Annotated in this window: 14 protein-coding genes; 8 read left to right on the forward strand and 6 right to left on the reverse strand. The window is 46.4% G+C overall.

Annotated features, from left to right (window positions below; translation table 11 throughout):
* Nucleotides 1-5: 5 nt before the first annotated feature.
* Complete coding sequence (locus G6053_RS08500) at nt 6-608, reverse strand: hypothetical protein (protein WP_146190974.1); 603 nt, start codon at nt 606-608, stop codon at nt 6-8.
* A 21-nt stretch (nt 609-629) separates the two neighbouring features.
* Nucleotides 630-1,193 carry an RNA polymerase sigma-70 factor gene (locus G6053_RS08505; RefSeq protein WP_241254953.1) on the reverse strand — a complete coding sequence of 188 codons (564 nt, stop codon included), beginning with the start codon at nt 1,191-1,193 and terminating at the stop codon, nt 630-632.
* 234 nt (nt 1,194-1,427) lie between these two features.
* Here G6053_RS08505 and G6053_RS08510 point away from each other — a divergent pair, with 234 nt between their 5' ends.
* The gene (locus G6053_RS08510) at nt 1,428-2,354 is read left to right on the forward strand and encodes a hypothetical protein (RefSeq protein ID WP_165306177.1); all 927 of its coding nucleotides are present in this window, start codon (nt 1,428-1,430) and stop codon (nt 2,352-2,354) included.
* Between the two features lie 69 nt (nt 2,355-2,423).
* Here G6053_RS08510 and G6053_RS08515 read toward each other — a convergent pair whose 3' ends face one another.
* Both G6053_RS08515 and G6053_RS08520 read right to left on the reverse strand, forming a co-directional pair.
* Nucleotides 2,424-3,122, reverse strand: a complete 699-nt coding sequence (locus G6053_RS08515) for a hypothetical protein (protein WP_165306178.1) — start codon at nt 3,120-3,122, stop codon at nt 2,424-2,426.
* Complete coding sequence (locus G6053_RS08520; RefSeq protein ID WP_165306179.1) at nt 3,103-3,912, reverse strand: metallophosphoesterase; 810 nt, start codon at nt 3,910-3,912, stop codon at nt 3,103-3,105. The genes G6053_RS08515 and G6053_RS08520 overlap by 20 nt, the downstream gene beginning before the upstream one ends.
* A 293-nt stretch (nt 3,913-4,205) precedes the next feature.
* On the opposite strand from G6053_RS08520, the gene G6053_RS08525 reads away from it, so the two are divergent.
* Genes G6053_RS08525 through nagA form a run of 7 tightly spaced genes read left to right on the forward strand, consistent with a single transcriptional unit; the run spans nt 4,206 to nt 15,619 of the window.
* Complete coding sequence (locus tag G6053_RS08525; RefSeq protein ID WP_165306180.1) at nt 4,206-7,289, forward strand: SusC/RagA family TonB-linked outer membrane protein; 3,084 nt, start codon at nt 4,206-4,208, stop codon at nt 7,287-7,289.
* Between the two features lie 12 nt (nt 7,290-7,301).
* Nucleotides 7,302-8,849, forward strand: coding sequence for a SusD/RagB family nutrient-binding outer membrane lipoprotein (locus G6053_RS08530; RefSeq protein WP_241254954.1), 1,548 nt, complete (start codon nt 7,302-7,304; stop codon nt 8,847-8,849).
* 15 nt (nt 8,850-8,864) lie between these two features.
* Nucleotides 8,865-10,892, forward strand: coding sequence for an acetylxylan esterase (locus tag G6053_RS08535; protein ID WP_165306181.1), 2,028 nt, complete (start codon nt 8,865-8,867; stop codon nt 10,890-10,892).
* Between the two features lie 5 nt (nt 10,893-10,897).
* Nucleotides 10,898-12,319: a Gfo/Idh/MocA family oxidoreductase gene (locus G6053_RS08540; protein WP_165306182.1), complete on the forward strand. Its 1,422-nt coding sequence runs from the start codon at nt 10,898-10,900 to the stop codon at nt 12,317-12,319.
* 40 nt (nt 12,320-12,359) lie between these two features.
* Complete coding sequence (locus G6053_RS08545; protein WP_165306183.1) at nt 12,360-13,094, forward strand: glucosamine-6-phosphate deaminase; 735 nt, start codon at nt 12,360-12,362, stop codon at nt 13,092-13,094.
* 10 nt (nt 13,095-13,104) lie between these two features.
* On the forward strand, nt 13,105-14,418 hold the full coding sequence (locus G6053_RS08550; protein WP_165306184.1) for a sugar MFS transporter: 1,314 nt from the start codon (nt 13,105-13,107) through the stop codon (nt 14,416-14,418).
* Nucleotides 14,360-15,619, forward strand: coding sequence for an N-acetylglucosamine-6-phosphate deacetylase (gene nagA, locus G6053_RS08555; protein WP_241254955.1), 1,260 nt, complete (start codon nt 14,360-14,362; stop codon nt 15,617-15,619). Before G6053_RS08550 ends, nagA begins: the two co-directional genes overlap by 59 nt.
* Nucleotides 15,620-15,622: 3 nt before the next feature.
* Here the strand turns inward: nagA and G6053_RS08560 are convergent, their stop codons facing one another.
* Together G6053_RS08560 and G6053_RS08565 are read right to left on the reverse strand one after the other, a co-directional pair.
* Nucleotides 15,623-16,642, reverse strand: a complete 1,020-nt coding sequence (locus G6053_RS08560) for a LacI family DNA-binding transcriptional regulator (RefSeq protein WP_165306185.1) — start codon at nt 16,640-16,642, stop codon at nt 15,623-15,625.
* 234 nt (nt 16,643-16,876) lie between these two features.
* On the reverse strand, nt 16,877-17,734 hold the full coding sequence (locus G6053_RS08565; RefSeq protein ID WP_165306186.1) for an AraC family transcriptional regulator: 858 nt from the start codon (nt 17,732-17,734) through the stop codon (nt 16,877-16,879).
* Nucleotides 17,735-18,037 lie beyond the last annotated feature (303 nt).

Raw genomic sequence — 18,037 nt, forward strand, 5'->3', positions numbered from 1 at the left:
GTCAATTAAATGCTTTGAAATTGTTCCCTGATTTTAATTTGCATAGTAGATGGTAAAAAAGCCAGATCACTTTTTTGAAACGCTACAATTTTACCAAAATCCGGAGAATTCGACACAAAATACTCTCTTCCGGCTTTAAATACAAATTTGTTCTGATTACTATCCAGAAGCTCGAAATCCCGTTTAGGTTTTATGATAAAATCACCGGAGAAGGCCAGTTTTTTATTGACCAAATCAATGTTGGCCGTACTATTTTTACTTAACTGCACATCGTAATATTCTTCGGTGAAGAACTTGCTATTTTCAGCAGATGAATTGGTAAAGGTCTGATTGTCCAAGGTAGGATGAGAAAAATAGAACATAGAAAAACCGAGCACAAAAATTACAGAAGCTGCTGCGATAATCCTGCCCCAGTTTATTCGCTTGTTTTGCCGTGCGTCCGAATTAATTTTGTCCCACATGGCGGATCCAATTTCTTCGTTTATAGGATTGCTCTCCGCGATACTATCCCAGGAATCATTGTTCAACCATTTTTCGACTAAATGTTTGTCAGCCTCACCGCATTGACCGGAAGCATATTTTTTTAGTATATCCTGGTTGATTTCCATTTTTTGATAATCCGTATACATTCAAAAGTACAAAAAAGTAATTAATAGAAACCGGGCAATATGGATATTACAATACTTTTTAAGTCTGATTTTAATTACTGTTAATGCCTTACTAATATGGTATTCGACTGCTCTTTCTGAAATTAGTAAGCTTGTGGCTATTTCTTTATTGGTTAATCCCTCGTCACGGCTCAATTTATATACATTTTTACATTGCTTGGGTAATGAGTCAACAGCATCATCCAAATGATTTTTAAGCTCTTTGTAATAGAGGTTATTATCTTCGTAAAATTCAGTTTTGCTGATTGAGATCAATTCATGGTGTCGCTGTTTGTTGCCCCTATTCCTTAGAAATTCCAGTGATTTTAATTTCACCGAGCGCAAAAGATAGCGTTCTGCATCCTGCAACCGAAGATCAGCTCTTCTTTCCCATAGGGATTTAAAAACATCTTGGACAATCTCTTTGGCATCATCTTCATCGCCAATGCTTTTGAGTGCGAAAGAATACATTCTCTTCCAATACAATTGGAAAAACTCCTCAAATTGCCTTTTGTTGAGTGTTATTTTATGTACTGCGTTTTTCAAAGCGAACAAATATACGTTCTATTTAGACTTATTACAAATAAAAAGATGATCGTCTAAAAACATCTGCTGAAATCTGGGCAGTTAAAATGTTGCATTTAGAAAATAAAAATGCAACGGAAGCTTCAGTAAAATTGATGTTTCCCCAATAGGTATGTAAATGTATGGCGGGATGAAGTTGGTTTTTTCAAAACATTTTTTTTGGTCTATTGTTTTTGAATGCAAGGTATGACTCCCATGATGAAATTACTGCTTTTAAAACTAAGGCCCTTTCTTGTATTGTCTAACCTGGTTTTGACCGGTTGCTCGACATGGATCAATAATGTGCAGGTGCAGACGCTGACAAAGAACTATTGTGCGCCAAATGTCACTTATAAATCAATTCCTGTACAAGTAATTCCATCTGCTGACAGCATTAGGCTGAGTACTATTTTCTCTGCTCATGATTTTGTATTGGTCAAATACCTCAACCTTTCGCCGACTATCATCGCATATTTGAACAATCCGGACAACACGCCGCTGAAGCTGGTTGCGAAACAAAAGATAACTGACCAATGTATGCTGTTTGAAACGGAATTGAATGCCATCGCAGCGGAATTGGACTGTAATGGTGAGCGTATCGATAAGTTAGCCGCCTATATAGATGAATTGAATTCGAATAGGCAAACGCGTCTGACTGTGGCTTCCATACTTTTGGGAGCTGTCACTGCTGTGACAGCAACAACAATCAAAAATGATAAGCTTAATAATGGGCTGAGCATAGCAGGTGGGGTAGGAACAGCAGTATTGGGATTTATGACCCTAAATCCCAAAGGAAAGCGTGTCAGAATGCATATGGAACGCAATATGCTGCAGAGCATCTGGTTTCAAAATAATACTGCGCAGATCTATCCGGCGTCGGTCTGGGGGATTTTGTCGGAGAAGAGATTTAGTAACTCTGAAAATCTTTCACTGCTGGAGACAACCCGGCAACGCTGGTTAAAATATGGTTTGGACGATCAATTGAATAGTCCCCAGGAGAAACTTTATTTTAGGGAGGGTGGCGTCTTCATCGCGGAAGAATTACATAATCTGGCCAATATGCACAATGAGCTTCAGGCGACTATCCGCTCCATACAACAGGATATGCGGAGCCTTATGCAGACCCTCAGTACATTGGACTGAGATGGCGGTCTGTCGGCGCCGCTTTTTCGCATATCTTTGTCTTTTACCTTCTATTTTAATTTGACTCGCCTATTTCCGTCTGATCTGCAATTTGATACCGAGCGCAAGCCCTATGTAGTCATCAAATTTTAAGTATTTATTCTGAACACCACTGACCAGGTACAGATCACTTGTATGTAGATCATAATAAAATTTTATTCCTTCAAAGTAGGAGGAATTGGACTTTAATTTATAGCTGAAGTCCTGGCCAACAAAAATATTGATGCGTAGTCTAGTGGAGAAGCTATAATAGCTGTTCGGATATTTGTCGGGCTCCTTGTACCAGAACTGTTTGCCCAGCGTGGTATTGAGATACACCCCGGTGCGCAGTGGATGATAGCTGACTTGTTCATGGAGCTTTACCGTAAAAGGGGTATAAGTCTGACGAAGGGTTAAGGTAAGCTTGGCACGGTCAGTATCATACTTGGGTACATAGCCTAGCAAAAAGTCGGTCGACCACTGTTTCTGCCGACCATAATCCCAACCTGCACCCGCCGAAAATAAACCGATGGACCCAGCGTACTGAACGAGGTAACTCGATGGTACAAGCCTGAAGGCCGCTTTTTTTAGTTCCCTGCTGCTGTTGCTGTCGATATGCGCGCTGCTGCTGTCGGTACCGGGAATCGTGCCGTGCTCTTGGACGAGTATCTGGGCCGCACTGATTGTGGAAAAGAAAAGGGAAACAAACAAGAGGAATGATCTGCGTGCTTTAATAGGAGACAAGTTCATGAGTATAGTGATCCTTGGTGATTGTAAAAATTAGAAATTGACGTTTGCCGATGTTGGGGGTGCCGTAGTAGACGATGCCGTCCTTGAAAATATCATCTTTCTGGTAAGTATGGTCATGGCCATTATTGCAGTAGAGCAAGTTGGGGTATTGTTTAATGCTGTATTGGAAGACAGATGCCACATTGTTGTTAAACTGATCGGATGTCGGCCTGGCATGCATGACCACTACGCTCTGCTCAAAGCGCCCTTTATCCGTCTGACGCTCGTGCTCAATAAATGAAAAATCGGGTACCGGCGTGGAATAATCAGATTCCAATGCATTTGTATTTAAGCATAGAAATTTTGTTTTCCCAGCTATAAAGCTATAATTGGGACTGCCAAACACCTGCTGAAAAATCTCTTCACCATTGGCGAGGCAGTCGTGATTTCCAAGCAAGGCGACATAAGGCTGTTTTAATTTGTCCAGAATATCACGCTGCCATAGAAATTCTTTGGTAAGGCCAAAGTCACTGAGATCGCCACCATGAATAATAAAATCAATGTCGTTACGTTTATTGACTATTTTTACAAAATCGTCAAGTTCGTCGTACCATCGCTGCGAATCACTGATAAAAGCGTATCTAATGGTATCTCGTTGGGCGTATTCATGCTCTATTTTTGCAATATTTTCAGCATTAATATGTTGCCTTCCATCGATTTTTCCGGAATAGGGATGGACATCAAACATATTACAGCCATGGATAAGAAAGAGAACGGCGAACAGTGCGATGTATGTGCTTTTTTTTTTCATTTGAATACCTTTATTGACTTTTTGAATTCAAAAGTAAGTTTTGGATAGTAAAAGATTCTTTTTTGAGGATTATTATTACCCCAAAATGATATTGTATGATCTAGAATTAACAGAAGCGGACTGGTATTTTTACCTTTTTTTGAAGGGCTTGATGTAGCTATGATTGCTCAATTTACGATAACGCTACCGCTACTTTATCCGGTAAATCTGTTGGATTTCTGTTCGTTAAGATCTTTCTTTGGGATATAACGCAATTGAATAAACTCAAAATCTTACCTAAAAATGGATAAATTATGATAGTTCATATCCACAGTAATCGCACAGTTGCCGTTGGCACGATGCTGGGCTGTCTCTTCCTTTGGACAGGCATCGCTGCGGCGCAGACGACAACCGTCAAAGGAAGGGTCAGCAGCGCTACTGACCAAAATGCCCTGGTAGGGGCTACGGTTAGCAACCTGATGAACAAGCTAGCCACAAAGACTGACAAACAGGGCAATTTTAGTATTACGGCCAATGGAGGAGATAGGCTCAAGATTTCGCTGCTCGGTTTCAAAACCGTTGAAATCGCTGTTCCCGCCACGGGCGACCTTCAGATCACACTCGAAACGGAAAGCCAGCAGATGGAAGAGGTGGTCGTCACCGCACTGGGGATCAAGCGCCAGGTCCGGGGACTGACTTATGCGACGCAACAATTGGATGGTGCTGCGGTCAACAATGCCCGTGACAATAGTGGCAATGTGCTGAGCAGCCTGACGGGGAAAGTCGCCGGTGCTGTGGTCACCACCGCAGCAACAGGGCCTGGGGCATCTGCCAGGGTGGTTCTCCGCGGTAACAAATCTATTACGGGCAACAACAATGCGCTCATTGTCGTGGATGGTGTGCCCTACGATAATTCCAGTGGGCAGCAGGCCAGCGGCACCACCTACAATTATGGTACAAGTGACGGGGCAGCGAATATCAATCCTGATGATATCGAATCCATCAATGTGCTCAAAGGGCCTTCGGCTGCAGCGCTTTATGGAAGCAGGGCAGCAAACGGTGCTATCCTTATTACAACGAAACAGGGCAAAGCGGGCCGGTACCAAATTGATTACAACGGCAGCGCATCCCTGGACCAGGTCAACCTGCTCAGTAAATTCCAGAATAGCTATGGCCGTGGAAATGGAGGTGTCACGGGTACCAATGTTGGCGAAAGCTGGGGCCCTCTGGGCACGACCTACAAAAATAATGTCCGTGATTTCTTTGAAAATGCGGCTACCTTCAACAACAGTGTCAGTACCTATGGTGGTACCGAAAAGGTGCAGGGCTACGTTTCCTACACCAATAATAAGATCGGCGGCATCATTCCGGGCAACGACCTCAAACGGAATAGCCTCAACCTGCGGGTCAATACGGAGCTGATCCCTAAGTTGAAAACCGATGTTAAGCTCAACTATGTCAACCAGCAGATCGACAACCGGCCCCGACTGGGTGATATGGGGATCCCCATAGAAGCTTATGTGATGCCAAGGGATATGGATAAGGCTGAACTACAGGATTATGAAACCATCGATCCCGTCACCGGCGAGCCACAACGGAAATATTGGTCCGGTTCTGCCGTCTACGACAACCCCTATTGGAGCACCAATCGTACCTCGGTCAATGAGGTCCGGGACCGTATTACCGCCATGGGCTCGGCAACCTATCAACTGACGGATTGGTTAAATGTCATGGGACGGTTCAGTTATGATAAATACATTGATAAGACAGACGGTTCTTTCTATGCGGGTACAGTTTCCCTTGGGGATGTCCGTCCTGGCGGTAAGTATTTTGAAACACATGCGCGCTATCAGGAACGCAATTTTGATCTCTTATTTAACGGAAAGAATTCAATCAGTGAAGCCGTTAAAATCAGTTACAATGTCGGTGCAAGTTTTTTAAACCGGCAGTATACCAGCTTTCAGAATATGGCCAATGGGCTATCCATTCCCAATGAATTTAGCCTAAAAATGGCTACAACACCTGAATTTCTCCTGATCAATGGCTATCAGCGACGTATGAATTCAGTTTACGGAAGTGCGCAGCTGGCTTTTTTTGACAATATTTTTCTGGATATGACGGCACGAAATGACTGGACCTCGACCTTGAAGTCACCGCACAGTTACTTTTATCCTTCGGTCGGTGTATCTGCTATCTTTAACGAATGGCTCAAACTACCGGCTTGGGTCAGCTATGGCAAGCTGCGTGCCTCCTATACGCAGGTGGGTAACGACCCGGATCCTTATCTGCTCCAGCAACTGTATTCTTTTGGTCTCGGTGCCGGAAAGGGCTTTATCTCACGCTCACCAATGAAAATGATCCCCGAACTGAAGCCGGAGCTGACAAAATCCTATGAAGCCGGGCTGGATATGAAGTTCTTTGCCAACAGACTGGGGTTTGACCTGACCGTATACAAAAGCAATACGATCAACCAGCTGCTGTCTCTCGGTCTGCCCATGGCAAGTGGTTATAGCCGGCAGTATATCAATGCCGGAAATATTGAAAACAGGGGAATCGAGGTGCAGCTGACCGCATCACCCCTGAAAAAAGAAAATCTGGAATGGCAGACCACCCTCAACTTTGCCGCCAATACCAACAAGGTGATAGAACTGCACGAAAAAACAAAACGTGCGACGATCAGCGAAAATACCAAATATGCTTCAGTAGTAGTCAATGAAGGAGAGCGGTATGGTGATCTATATGGCTATAAGTGGAAAAGAGATGAGCAGACCGGTAAATATGTGGTGGACAATGGTGGTCTTCCTGTGGTCGAGGCCAATCAGAAACTGGGTAATTTTAACCCAAAGGCTTTATTGGGCTGGTCCAATTCGGTGCGTTACAAAAATTTCACGGTCAATGCCTTGATTGATACTCGTATCGGCGGTGAGATCGTATCGGGAACTTCGGCTTACCTGGCGGCTTTCGGTGTGGCGGATTATACTGCTGATTATCGCGATGGAGGTCTGGTGCTGGATGCCGTGGATGCCAGTGGTGCCACCAATACCAAGGCCATCACGGCACAGCAGCTCTGGACTCGCGTGTCGCAGAATGGCCGTGATGCCTGGGGTGAGTTCTTTACCTATGATATGACCAATGTACGCTTGCGTGAACTGTCTGTCAGTTATAAGTTTAACCTCAAGAGCACAGCAGCGATCAAAAGTGCGCAGCTGATGCTGACGGGCCGCAACCTATTTTTCTTTTACCGCGGAAAATCCAAGCTGGATATTCCGGGCATAGGCAAAACGGATAATCCTATTGATCCGGAAGCAGCGCTTGGCGCAGGTAATTTTCAGGGAGTCGAAGTGGGCCTGCCGCCTACAGTCCGCTCCTTTGGGCTGAATGTGAAGTTAACTTTTTAAATCCTTGAAAAAATGAGAAAGAGCACGATATATACCTCGCTATTAGCATTAAGCTTGCTGTCCTGTACAAAAGACTTTCAGGATGTCAATACTGATCCCAATAATATCACGGTGATCACACAGCGTGAATTGCCTTTTATGTTTGCCAAGGCCCAGTCTTCGGCTGCGATGAACAGATCTTTTTACCAGACAGTACAAAACCTGGGCGCAGATTTATATGCCCAGTATTTTGCACTGACCACGAATTCCTTCAGCACGGACCGCTATCTGCTGACGCCGGACTGGCAGCGCCGGTTCTGGACCGTTGTCTATGTGGATACGGCACCTCAGCTCAAAAGTATTCTTGAAAATACCGATCCCAAATCGGGGGAGGCTGCATTGGCCAATATTATGTGGGTTTATGCCTTCCATCGCCTGACAGACCATTTTGGACCGATCCCGTATTTCGGTGCTGCCGAAGCCAATGATGTCATTCCCTATGATCCCATGGATAAGATCTATGCGGATTTCTTTGAAAAACTGACGGTTGCCGTGGCCAATTTAAAGGCGCTCCCTGCGGGGACGAAGATCTTTCAGGGCTACGACCTGATTTTTGACGGGGATACCGATCGTTGGATCCGTTTTGCCAACTCACTCCGTCTGCGACTGGCCCTGCGCATCGCTAAAGTGGATGCCAGTAAAGCAAAAACCGAAGCGGAGGCCGCTGTGGCGGCAGGCTTAATGTCTAGCAATTCCCACAATGCCAGCATGCTCAAGTCTTTATCGGGCAATGATACCAACGGACTTGCTCAAGTTGCCGTATGGAATGAGTTTTCCATGAGCTCTACCATAGCCTCTTATTTAAAAGGCTATGCTGATCCGAGACTAGGTATTTATTTTCAGCCCAGTTACACTGGAAAAGTATTTAATAGTGTCCGCAATGGTGCTACGGCAACCGACCTCGGCAATGTACGCAACCAGTCGGGGTCCAATTCCAATGTGGGTACATACTGGGTACGCTACAATGGTGCAGCCATCGAAGGAAACTTTACGCAAAACTTTCATGTGATGTGTACCGCTGAATCTTTTTTCCTTCGGGCAGAAGGAGCGCTAAATGGTTGGAATATGGGGGGTGAGGCCAAACAGCTGTATGAAGATGGCATAAAAACCAGTATGGAACAATGGGGGGTAACGGAATCGGCTCAGATCAACAGCTACATAATTTCAGATCGTGTACCTGCAGCGCCGGGTGACTACCACAATTCAGCTGCAGTAGCCAGTACCCCTGTCAGATGGGCGGCGAGTCCTGCTGAACAGCGCGAACAGATCGGCATACAGAAGTGGCTGGCCATATACCCCAATGGCATGGAGGCCTGGGCGGAATACCGGCGTACAGGATTCCCTAAAATGTATCCGCTGATCCAGTCGGATAACGCGGATCTGCCTGTAGGGACATTTATCAAGAGGTTACCTTATCCATTGACTGAAGCGACGGACAATCTGACCGAACTTAACAAGGGGCGCGCGCTGCTTGGCGGTACCGACAATGCGGCAACAAAACTCTGGTGGGATGTGGACTAATTTGGGTAAATTACAATGATAGACTTCAAAATAGGGCTGATATCTTTAGGTATATTTATGGGATTAAATTCGAACATACAAGCACAACAACATCCAGTATTACCTAATGTACTGGCAATGCCGGCACAAATAGATCCGTTAAAGGCTGGGATGGACGACCGGGTGGAACAGCTTATGGCGGCACTGAATTATGACGCTGCGGCAGATCCGCAGGAAATTATCCGGACAGTAAGAAATAACCTGAGGCTGGACGGATTCGAAGTGCCGCCATTGGATATGCAGCTTATTTCTTCGATCGAGCAGGAGAGCTATACCATCCATACCTTGGTCTTCCAGAGTTTGCCTGGAGTATATGTCCCGGCAAGCTTATATGTACCCAAAGGCAAAGGCCCCTTCCCGGCAATACTGAACAGCCATGGGCATTGGCCTCCGGGACGGCGCAGTGAAATTGTCCAGCGCACGGCGCACATGCTGGCATCCAGCGGCTATGTATGTTTATGCATTGATGCCATGGGCTCGGGCGAGCGTGGCCGCGGGCATCAGCATGAATATCATGGGGCCAACCTAGGGTCGGCGCTGCTCGATCTGGGCACGCCCCTGATGGGAATGCAGCTGCTCGAAAATAGCCGTGCGATTGACCTGCTCTGCGATCTGCCTGAGGTGGATCCCGAAAGAATAGGAGCTACCGGAGCCAGCGGTGGTGGCAATCAGACCATGTGGCTGGCAGCTATGGACCCTCGGGTCAAAGCAGCTGTCCCCGTCGTTAGCGTCGGTACCTTCCGCGCCTATATCATGAACAGCAACTGTGTCTGTGAACTCCATCCGAATGGGTTGCTGCATTTTGAAGAAGGGCAACTTTTGCAGGCAATGGCACCCAAAGCAATCAAAATTATTACGGCACTCCGCGATGGTAATGCGGCCTTCAATGCACAACAGATGCTCAAATCTTTTCGCATTGCGAAGCGCGCTTATGAGGAGCAGGGTATAGCCGAACGACTCGACTATGAACTCTTTGATGAGCCACACAGCTATACCGAAGAAATGAACAGAAGTATGATCAGCTGGTTTGACAGGGTGTTTACCGTGCGGCGCCGGGGAGATCATCACCGGATTTCCGATTTCCATCCTTTGGATACCAATGCGCTGGCTGTATTGAAAAAAGGGCGCAAGAATGCTGGTATCCTCAGTATCCCAGCATTTGTCAGCCGAGAATTCAGCCGTGTTGAATCGCAGATAGCCACCTCGCCGCTGGATGGAGATGCATATAAAAAACAACTGCAAAAAATGATCCTGATGGATACTGCTGACCACTTACTCCATGTGCAGTCGCTGGAGCCGCAGCAGGGCTGGAATCGGGTTGTGCTGGAGAATACCGCCGGGCAATTGATTCCGTTGTTGATTAGCCCGCCCCATGCAACGGCGAATGCCATGCATGTCTACTTTCCCTCAAAAGGTAAACAAGAGGCGCCATTGTCGGAGATTGACGCCCTACGGATTAAAGGTGAGGGGGTTGTGCTGGTAGATCTATACGGGCTCGGAGAGCGCGCCTCCATGAATGCTGATCAGATCGATGGTGCCCTGCCACGCTTTCATACATTATCTCGCTCCCTGCTCTGGACGGGCAGCAACATGATGGGGATCTGGGCAGCTGAAATCGGGCTTATCAACGACTATCTGCAACAAGAATATAGCAGCTACAAACGGTTGCTTGTTGCTGACCGTGAGACCGCCATCGCTGCATTGATCAGCAATGTGCTGGTTGACACCGGGCAGCCCTTGTTGCTGCGGCAGTTGCCTGTCAGTTACCTGCCGGACGAGAGCGGTGTACTGGATAGCTACAATATGGCGATTCATATGCAGGGTATACTCCGCTGGGGTGATATCCCGATGCTACTGGCCCTCAACAAACAACAAGCCAGCCTCGAGGAGCTCTATCATCTGAACGGTAAATTGTGTGATCAGTCCGAAAAACAGCAGTTACAGGACAAAGTACGGGGCTATAAAAAGCAATTGAATAACGAAGGAGTACTCCTTATCAACTAAATATTATGGGAACAAATCGAAGATCATTTTTAAAACTGTCAGGACTGGCCGGAATTGGATTGATGACTGGCTGTACACAGGAAAATAAGGCTGCGACAACGGCCAAACTGGATCATATCAGGTTGGAGGCAACAAAAAAATACAGTTCTACCTTTAATATGTCAGGCTATGCAGCTCCAAAAATACCCATGGTACGGGTCGGCTTTATTGGCGTCGGCAATAGGGGCTCAGCCGCGGTAGAGCGCCTGAGCCAGATCGAAGGTGTAGCAATCAACGGTATATGTGATGTACGGCCCGAGAAAGCTGCTGAAGCCAAAGGCAGGATCAAAACTGCCGGCCATCCTGCCCAACTTTTTACTGAAAATGCGGAACACTGGAAAAAAATGTGTGAACAGGCAGAGTATGATCTGATCTATATTGCGACACACTGGCAACTGCACGCTGAGATGGCCATTTATGCGATGGAACAGGGAAAACATGTAGCCCTGGAGATCCCAGCGGCGACGAGCGTGGAGGACTGCTGGCGACTGGTACAGACTTCGGAGAAAACTAAAAAGCACTGCGTTATGCTCGAAAACTGCTGTTACGATTACTTTGAACTCCTGACCTTAAATCTGGCCCGGAATGGATTTTTTGGCGATATCGTTCACTGTGAGGGCGCTTATATCCATGATATCCTGGAAAGCTTTTTCGATGCCGAAAAGCGCTTTGATTTTTGGCGGCTTAAGGAGAATGCAGCGCGCAACGGCAATCTATATCCCACACATGGTCTGGGACCAGTATGTCAGCTGCTGAAAGTAAACCGCGGAAATAAGATGGAATATATGAGTTCCATGTCTTCCAAAGATTTTATGCTCCAGCAGAAAGCGAAGGAAATGGCAGCGAAAGATAAACAGTTTGAGGGCTATGCGGAAAAGCCGCTCCGCGGAAATATGAATATATCCAATATCCTGACCCATAGCGGCAGTACAATCATGCTGCAGCACGATGTAAGTTCGCCCAGACCCTATTCGCGCCTTCATCTGATCAGTGGCACCAAAGCTTTTGCACAGAAATATCCGCTGCCGGGTAAGATCGCCATCGGCCATGCTGACTTTCTGCCTGCCGAAGAGATGGCCAAGCTGGAGCAGCAATATACGCCGGGGATAGTCAAAAGGATCGGGGAACTAGCCAAGCAGATCGGAGGCCATGGCGGTATGGATTTTATGATGGACTGGCGCCTGATCGATTGCCTGCGCAATGGCCTGCCGATGGATATGGATGTCTATGATGCGGCCAGCTGGAGCGTCATTGGTCCCTTGAGCGAATGGTCTGTCGCCAATGGATCCCAACCGATTGAAGTGCCGGATTTTACCTGTGGCAACTGGAAAAATAATAAAGTACATGATATAGACCTGGTAACAGAGACGGTCGCCGCCACATCATAAATGAAAATTGAACAAGAATAAAGCTATAAAATCAAGAAACGTGAACATTAGAACATTTAAAACCCGGGAAGAACTCGGACAACATGCAGGAACTGCAGGAATTGAAGCTATCAATGCCGCCATTGCGGAAAAAGGCGAAGCCAACATTATCCTGGCGACGGGACAGAGCCAGTTTGAAACCCTTGAAACCTTGGTATCCAGTGATTCCATCGACTGGAGCAAGGTACGCATGTTTCACCTGGACGAATATATCGGTATGCCGATCAGTCATAAGGCCAGTTTCCGAAAATACCTGACCGAGCGCTTTGTGAATCAGGTAGAACCGTTAAAAGAAGTGATATTGATCAATGGTGAGGAGGATCCGGCCGCGGAATGCATACGTCTGCATAACAAGATCAAAGCGCATCCGATCGATGTCGCCTTTGTGGGAATCGGGGAGAACGGCCATCTGGCTTTCAATGATCCACCCGCCGATTTTGACGTCAAAGAGGCCTATTTGCTGGTCAACCTGGATGAACAGTGCCGACGTCAGCAACTGGGGGAAGGTTGGTTTGGTTCACTGGCGGAAGTGCCCCTGCAAGCCATCAGTATGTCTATCCAGCAGATTCTATCGGCCCGGAAAATTATCTGTGCCGTACCGGACGGGCGCAAGGCTCAGGCGGTGAAAAACTGCCTGACAAAACCGGTTTCCAACTTGTATCCGGCCAGTATATTGCAGCAGCACCCCGACTGCACCTGCTACCTGGACGCGGAATCGGCATCACTTTTAGGCTAATTGGAATCTTATGACAGCACTAGCACCCGATCGGAAAACCACCTGGATATCCATAGGCATCATCGGTATGATGTTTTTTATCTTTGGATTCGTATCCTGGATCAATGCCATCCTTATTCCGTATTTTAAAATAGCCTGTGAACTCAGTAATTTCCAATCATACCTCGTTGCTTTTGCATTTTATATTTCCTATCTGCTGATGTCAATGCCGTCTTCTTACCTGCTTAAAAAAATAGGTTACAAAAATGGAATTATGATAGGCTTCTGGATTATGGCCCTGGGGGCATTTTTATTTGTTCCCGCGGCTTATAACCGGGCTTATCCGATCTTTTTGCTGGGGCTATTCACCTTGGGGAGTGGACTGGCGCTACTACAGACGGTGGCCAATCTTTATATTACGCTGATCGGCGAAAAGGAGCGGGCGGCACAACGCATCAGTATCATGGGGATCTGCAATAAGGGCGCCGGAATACTGGCTCCTTTACTCTTTTCCTATGTCATTTTGAGACCACAGGACAATGAACTCTTTAAGCAGTTGCCCCATATGGCGGATGCCGTACGTGCATTGGCATTGGATGAATTGATATTACGTGTTGTCGGCCCTTATACCGTGGTCGGTATCATCTTGTTTCTAATTGGGGTGCTGGTCAAATTTTCCATCCTCCCTGAACTCGACCAACAGCAGGGGGCAGCGGAAAATAGCTATGGTGGCAACAGAAGTATTTCTCAATATCCGCACCTGATCCTGGGCGCTGTGGCCATATTTCTGCATGTCGGCACACAGGTTATTGCGATTGATACGATTATAAACTATGCGGGCGCGATGGGCTTATCACTGCTGGAAGCTAAGGCGCTGCCCTCGTATACACTGACGGCAACGATACTGGGGTATTTGTCCGGAATTATACTGATTCCTAAGGTATTTAGCCAGCAAACAATGCTGCGTTTCTGCACGGTTTTTGGGCTGATTTTGTCTATCTTGGTGGTGACGACACACGGACATGTTGTCCTCTTTCAGATGGATCTGGATATCTCCATTTGGTTTATCGTGCTGATCGGGTTTCCGAATGCGCTGATCTGGGCAGGTATCTGGCCATTGGCGCTGGAAGGGCTTGGTCCGCTGGCCAAGCAGGGGTCGGCCCTGTTGATCATGGGGCTCTGTGGTAATGCACTCCTACCTTTGCTCTATGGGATACTGGCAGATGCCATGGATCCTAAAACAGCTTATTGGATACTGACGCCCTGTTTTTTATACCTGGTATTTTATGCCTTTAAAGGGCACCGGATTCAGCGATGGATCGGAAAAACGAAGACAACAACTTAATATGCGGATTATTACGAATGCCAATATCATCATGCCTGACCGCATGATTGCAAACGGAACACTATGGATTGCCGATGGTAAAATTGTAGCCATCAAGGAAGGGTATGTAGCCAGGGAGGCCGTCGATGCAGCCTGGTCGGCAGCCGAATGGATGGATGGGCAAGGGCTTTATCTGGCACCGGGATTTATTGATATTCATGTGCATGGTGGTGGTGGAGCGGATTTTATGGACAATACCGTGGCTGCATTTCTGACGGTTGCCGAAACGCATCTGTGCCATGGTACCACCGCCATGCTGCCCACGACCCTGACCAGTGAACCCGAAGAACTACTGGAACTTTTTTCGGTTTATGAATTGGCGCGGGAACAAAACACAGTGGGGAGCCGTTTTCTGGGCCTGCATCTGGAAGGTCCGTATTTTGCGATGAACCAACGGGGGGCACAGGATCCGAAATACATCCGAAATCCTGACCCGAAGGAATATATCCCCATCCTCGAGCGTTATCATCCTATCATCAGCCGTTGGAGTGCCGCACCTGAATTACCGGGGGCACTGGACTTTGGGCGTGCGGTACGCAGTTACGGCATCCTGCTGGCTCTGGCACATACTGATGCGGTATATGAGGAGATCCTGCCTGCAGTGGAGGTGGGCTACCGCCTGGCCACGCACTTTTATTCGGGAATGTCCGGTATGACGCGGCGCAATGCCTACCGCTATGCCGGAGCCATTGAAAGTTGTTTTCTTCTCGACCAGGTCGATGTGGAGATTATTGCCGATGGGGTGCATTTGCCCGAACCTTTCCTGCGGCTGATCCATAAAGTGAAGGGCACGGACAAAATGATATTGATTACCGATGCAATGCGTGCCGCAGGCATGCCCGAAGGGAAAAGTGTGCTTGGAAGCCTGCGTAGGGGGACTGAAGTGATTGTAGAGGAAGGTGTCGCCAAATTGCCTGATCGCTCTTCCTTTGCGGGCAGTGTGGCTACGGCAGACCGCCTGCTCCGGACTATGATTAATCAGGGGGGCGTGAGCCTGCCAGAGGCAATACAAATGATGACAGTCAATCCGGCGCGCTTGCTTGGACTAGATCATCAGATCGGATCGATAGCAGTAGGCATGGATGCGGATCTCGTGCTTTTTGATGATCATATTAATATCCAGCACAGCCTGATTGCAGGTGAACTGCGGTATAGCAAATAAAGACTAGCCACGCGGCCGATTGGTCGAATCCCGTTGGATCAGCTTTCCGGGCAATATGATGTCCTGAACTTCAAAATCCCGATTTTTGATATGGCGGATCAGCAACGCACAGCTTTTTCTACCGATCTCCATGGCAGGTTCTTCGATGGTGCTTAAATTGGGCTCGACTACAACAGCGATGGGATCATTTGTGAATCCAATGACGCCAACGTCGCGGCCTACCCGTAGCCCATGCTGTTTAATGGTCAGGATAGCACCTACGGCTTTGCGGTCATTGGCAGCGAAGATGGCGTCAGGAGGATCGGGGAGAGCAAGCAGTTGCTGTGTATCTGTGACACCCTGTCCCTGGGAGAAACCGGAGAACACAATAAGCTGCTTATCTACGGAGATGTCATGTTGCTCCAATGCTTGAAGGTAGCCGTTTAGGCGCTGTTGGGTAAACTGCAGGTTTTCGGGACCGGCGATGTGGGCAATGCGACGGTAGCCCTGCTGGATCAGGTATTCGGTGGCCTGCATGGCACCGGCAAAATCATCCTGAACAACTTTTGAAGCGCGGATGTCGCGGGGCACCCGGTCAAAGAATACGATGGGCATTCCTCTGGCCATGAGCTGCTCGAAATGCGCATTGGTCGATGAGTCTGAAGAGATCGAAATCAGAAGCCCATCCAGACTGCTTGTTGAAAGGTTTTCCAAAAGCGTTTTCTCACGTGCCACATTATCATTGGTCACATATAATATGACATTATAGTCACGTTCATAGGCTTCCTCCTGGATACCTGAAATTACCATGGAAAAATAATAATTCGTGATAAAGGGGATGATCACGCCAATATTTTTTGTTGAACCGGAAGCAAGGGCCGATGCATTTTTGTTGGGTTTGAAATTCAGTTTCTTGGCAAGTGCCAGCACCTTTTCCCGGGTTTCGGGGTTGACATCATGTGTATCCCGAAAAGCCCGTGAAACCGTTGATACCGAAATCTGGAGCATCCGGGCGATATCCTTGATGCCTAAAGTGTTCTTCATATATTAGATAGGTTTAACCAATTTGGAATACAAAATACTAAAAACTATCTAAAATAAGTAGGGTTTCTCTTGCTATAAATGACAACTTTATTGTTTAGTTTATTTGACGGGTTTAATGCTGGAGGATTAGAAGACAGGGGTTTCGGTCTGGAAGCTTGAATTATAGTCGATATGGAGCTACCGGGCTATGTCAGTAGAAGAAGCTCACGATCTGAATCTAGCGAAATCCCTTTGTTATATGAATAATCTACTTTTATAGTCGGATGGCGTAGTGCCTTTGATGGATTTAAAAAATTTGTTGAAGTTGGGTAAAGAATTGAATCCACAGGCATAAGCAATATGGGTGATCTGGTTTTCGTCTTGGCCTAACAGTCTGCAGGCTTCCTGAATCCGGACTTCATTTACGAACTGCGAAAAGGTTTTTTTTGTACGCGCTTTAAAAAACCGACAGAATGCGGGTTTTGTCAAGTTAGCTAACCTGGCCGCTTCTTCTAACGAAATGTTCTTTTCGAAGTTTTTAAAAACATAATTGTAAACATTATCAATGGCCTCACCATAATTCTTTGAAGGACTAATAAGATAGGGCTCACTGTTTAGCAAAGTATACTCATCCGTATCAAGAAGAATTGCTAAGGACTCAAATAAACAGGCCGTTTTTTGAATGTCGGACGCACCGAGCATTTTTCGGAGCAACTTTGTTAGTTTACTTTTTGTGGCCCCATAAAATAACATCCCTTGCTTAGATTTGGCTAAGAATGCCTTGAGAACTGTAATGTCGAATAACGACGAACACATTGAGCTGATTGCATCGGGGTGAAAAAATAAAGATAAGGATTCGGGGACTGGGCTGTTTATACCTACGTTTTTTTCATGGTACCAAACGTGAGGAAGGCCCGGTCCAATAAATGTTAGCTCGTCAGCTTCAAAATCATCGAATTGATTTCCTATGTATCTGCTGCCATTCCCTTGAATAATGTGGGTCAATTGGCATTCATTATGAAAATGATATGCTCCGGAAAATTGATTCTCTTTTCGGATTTCAAAAATACGGTGTTTATAATTTTCAAGCGCTTTAGCATAAACTGGCCTCATGGATTCTAAGATATTTTAATGGAACGTCTGGCGATGTAGACTCCAAACTTATGAACTGATTAATGATTTGACACCTTAATCAAAAGACGGGATATAAATCCAGCAGACCATGTAATAAATGCTTAAAATCATGTAAAAAATTATTCTTCATGATAAAACTGAGTCGCTATTGAGGAAGTTGAGTCGACTTTTAAGCTGATACAGTTTTATTGAGATATTGTCGATTTTGTGAAAGTTTTGGTCGATAAAGTGGTTTTTATTCAAAGAGATTACTTCTAATTTTGTTAGTTAGATAAAACGAAC

It is taken from the genome of Sphingobacterium sp. DR205, assembly GCF_011064245.1.
Lineage (GTDB): Bacteria > Bacteroidota > Bacteroidia > Sphingobacteriales > Sphingobacteriaceae > Sphingobacterium > Sphingobacterium athyrii.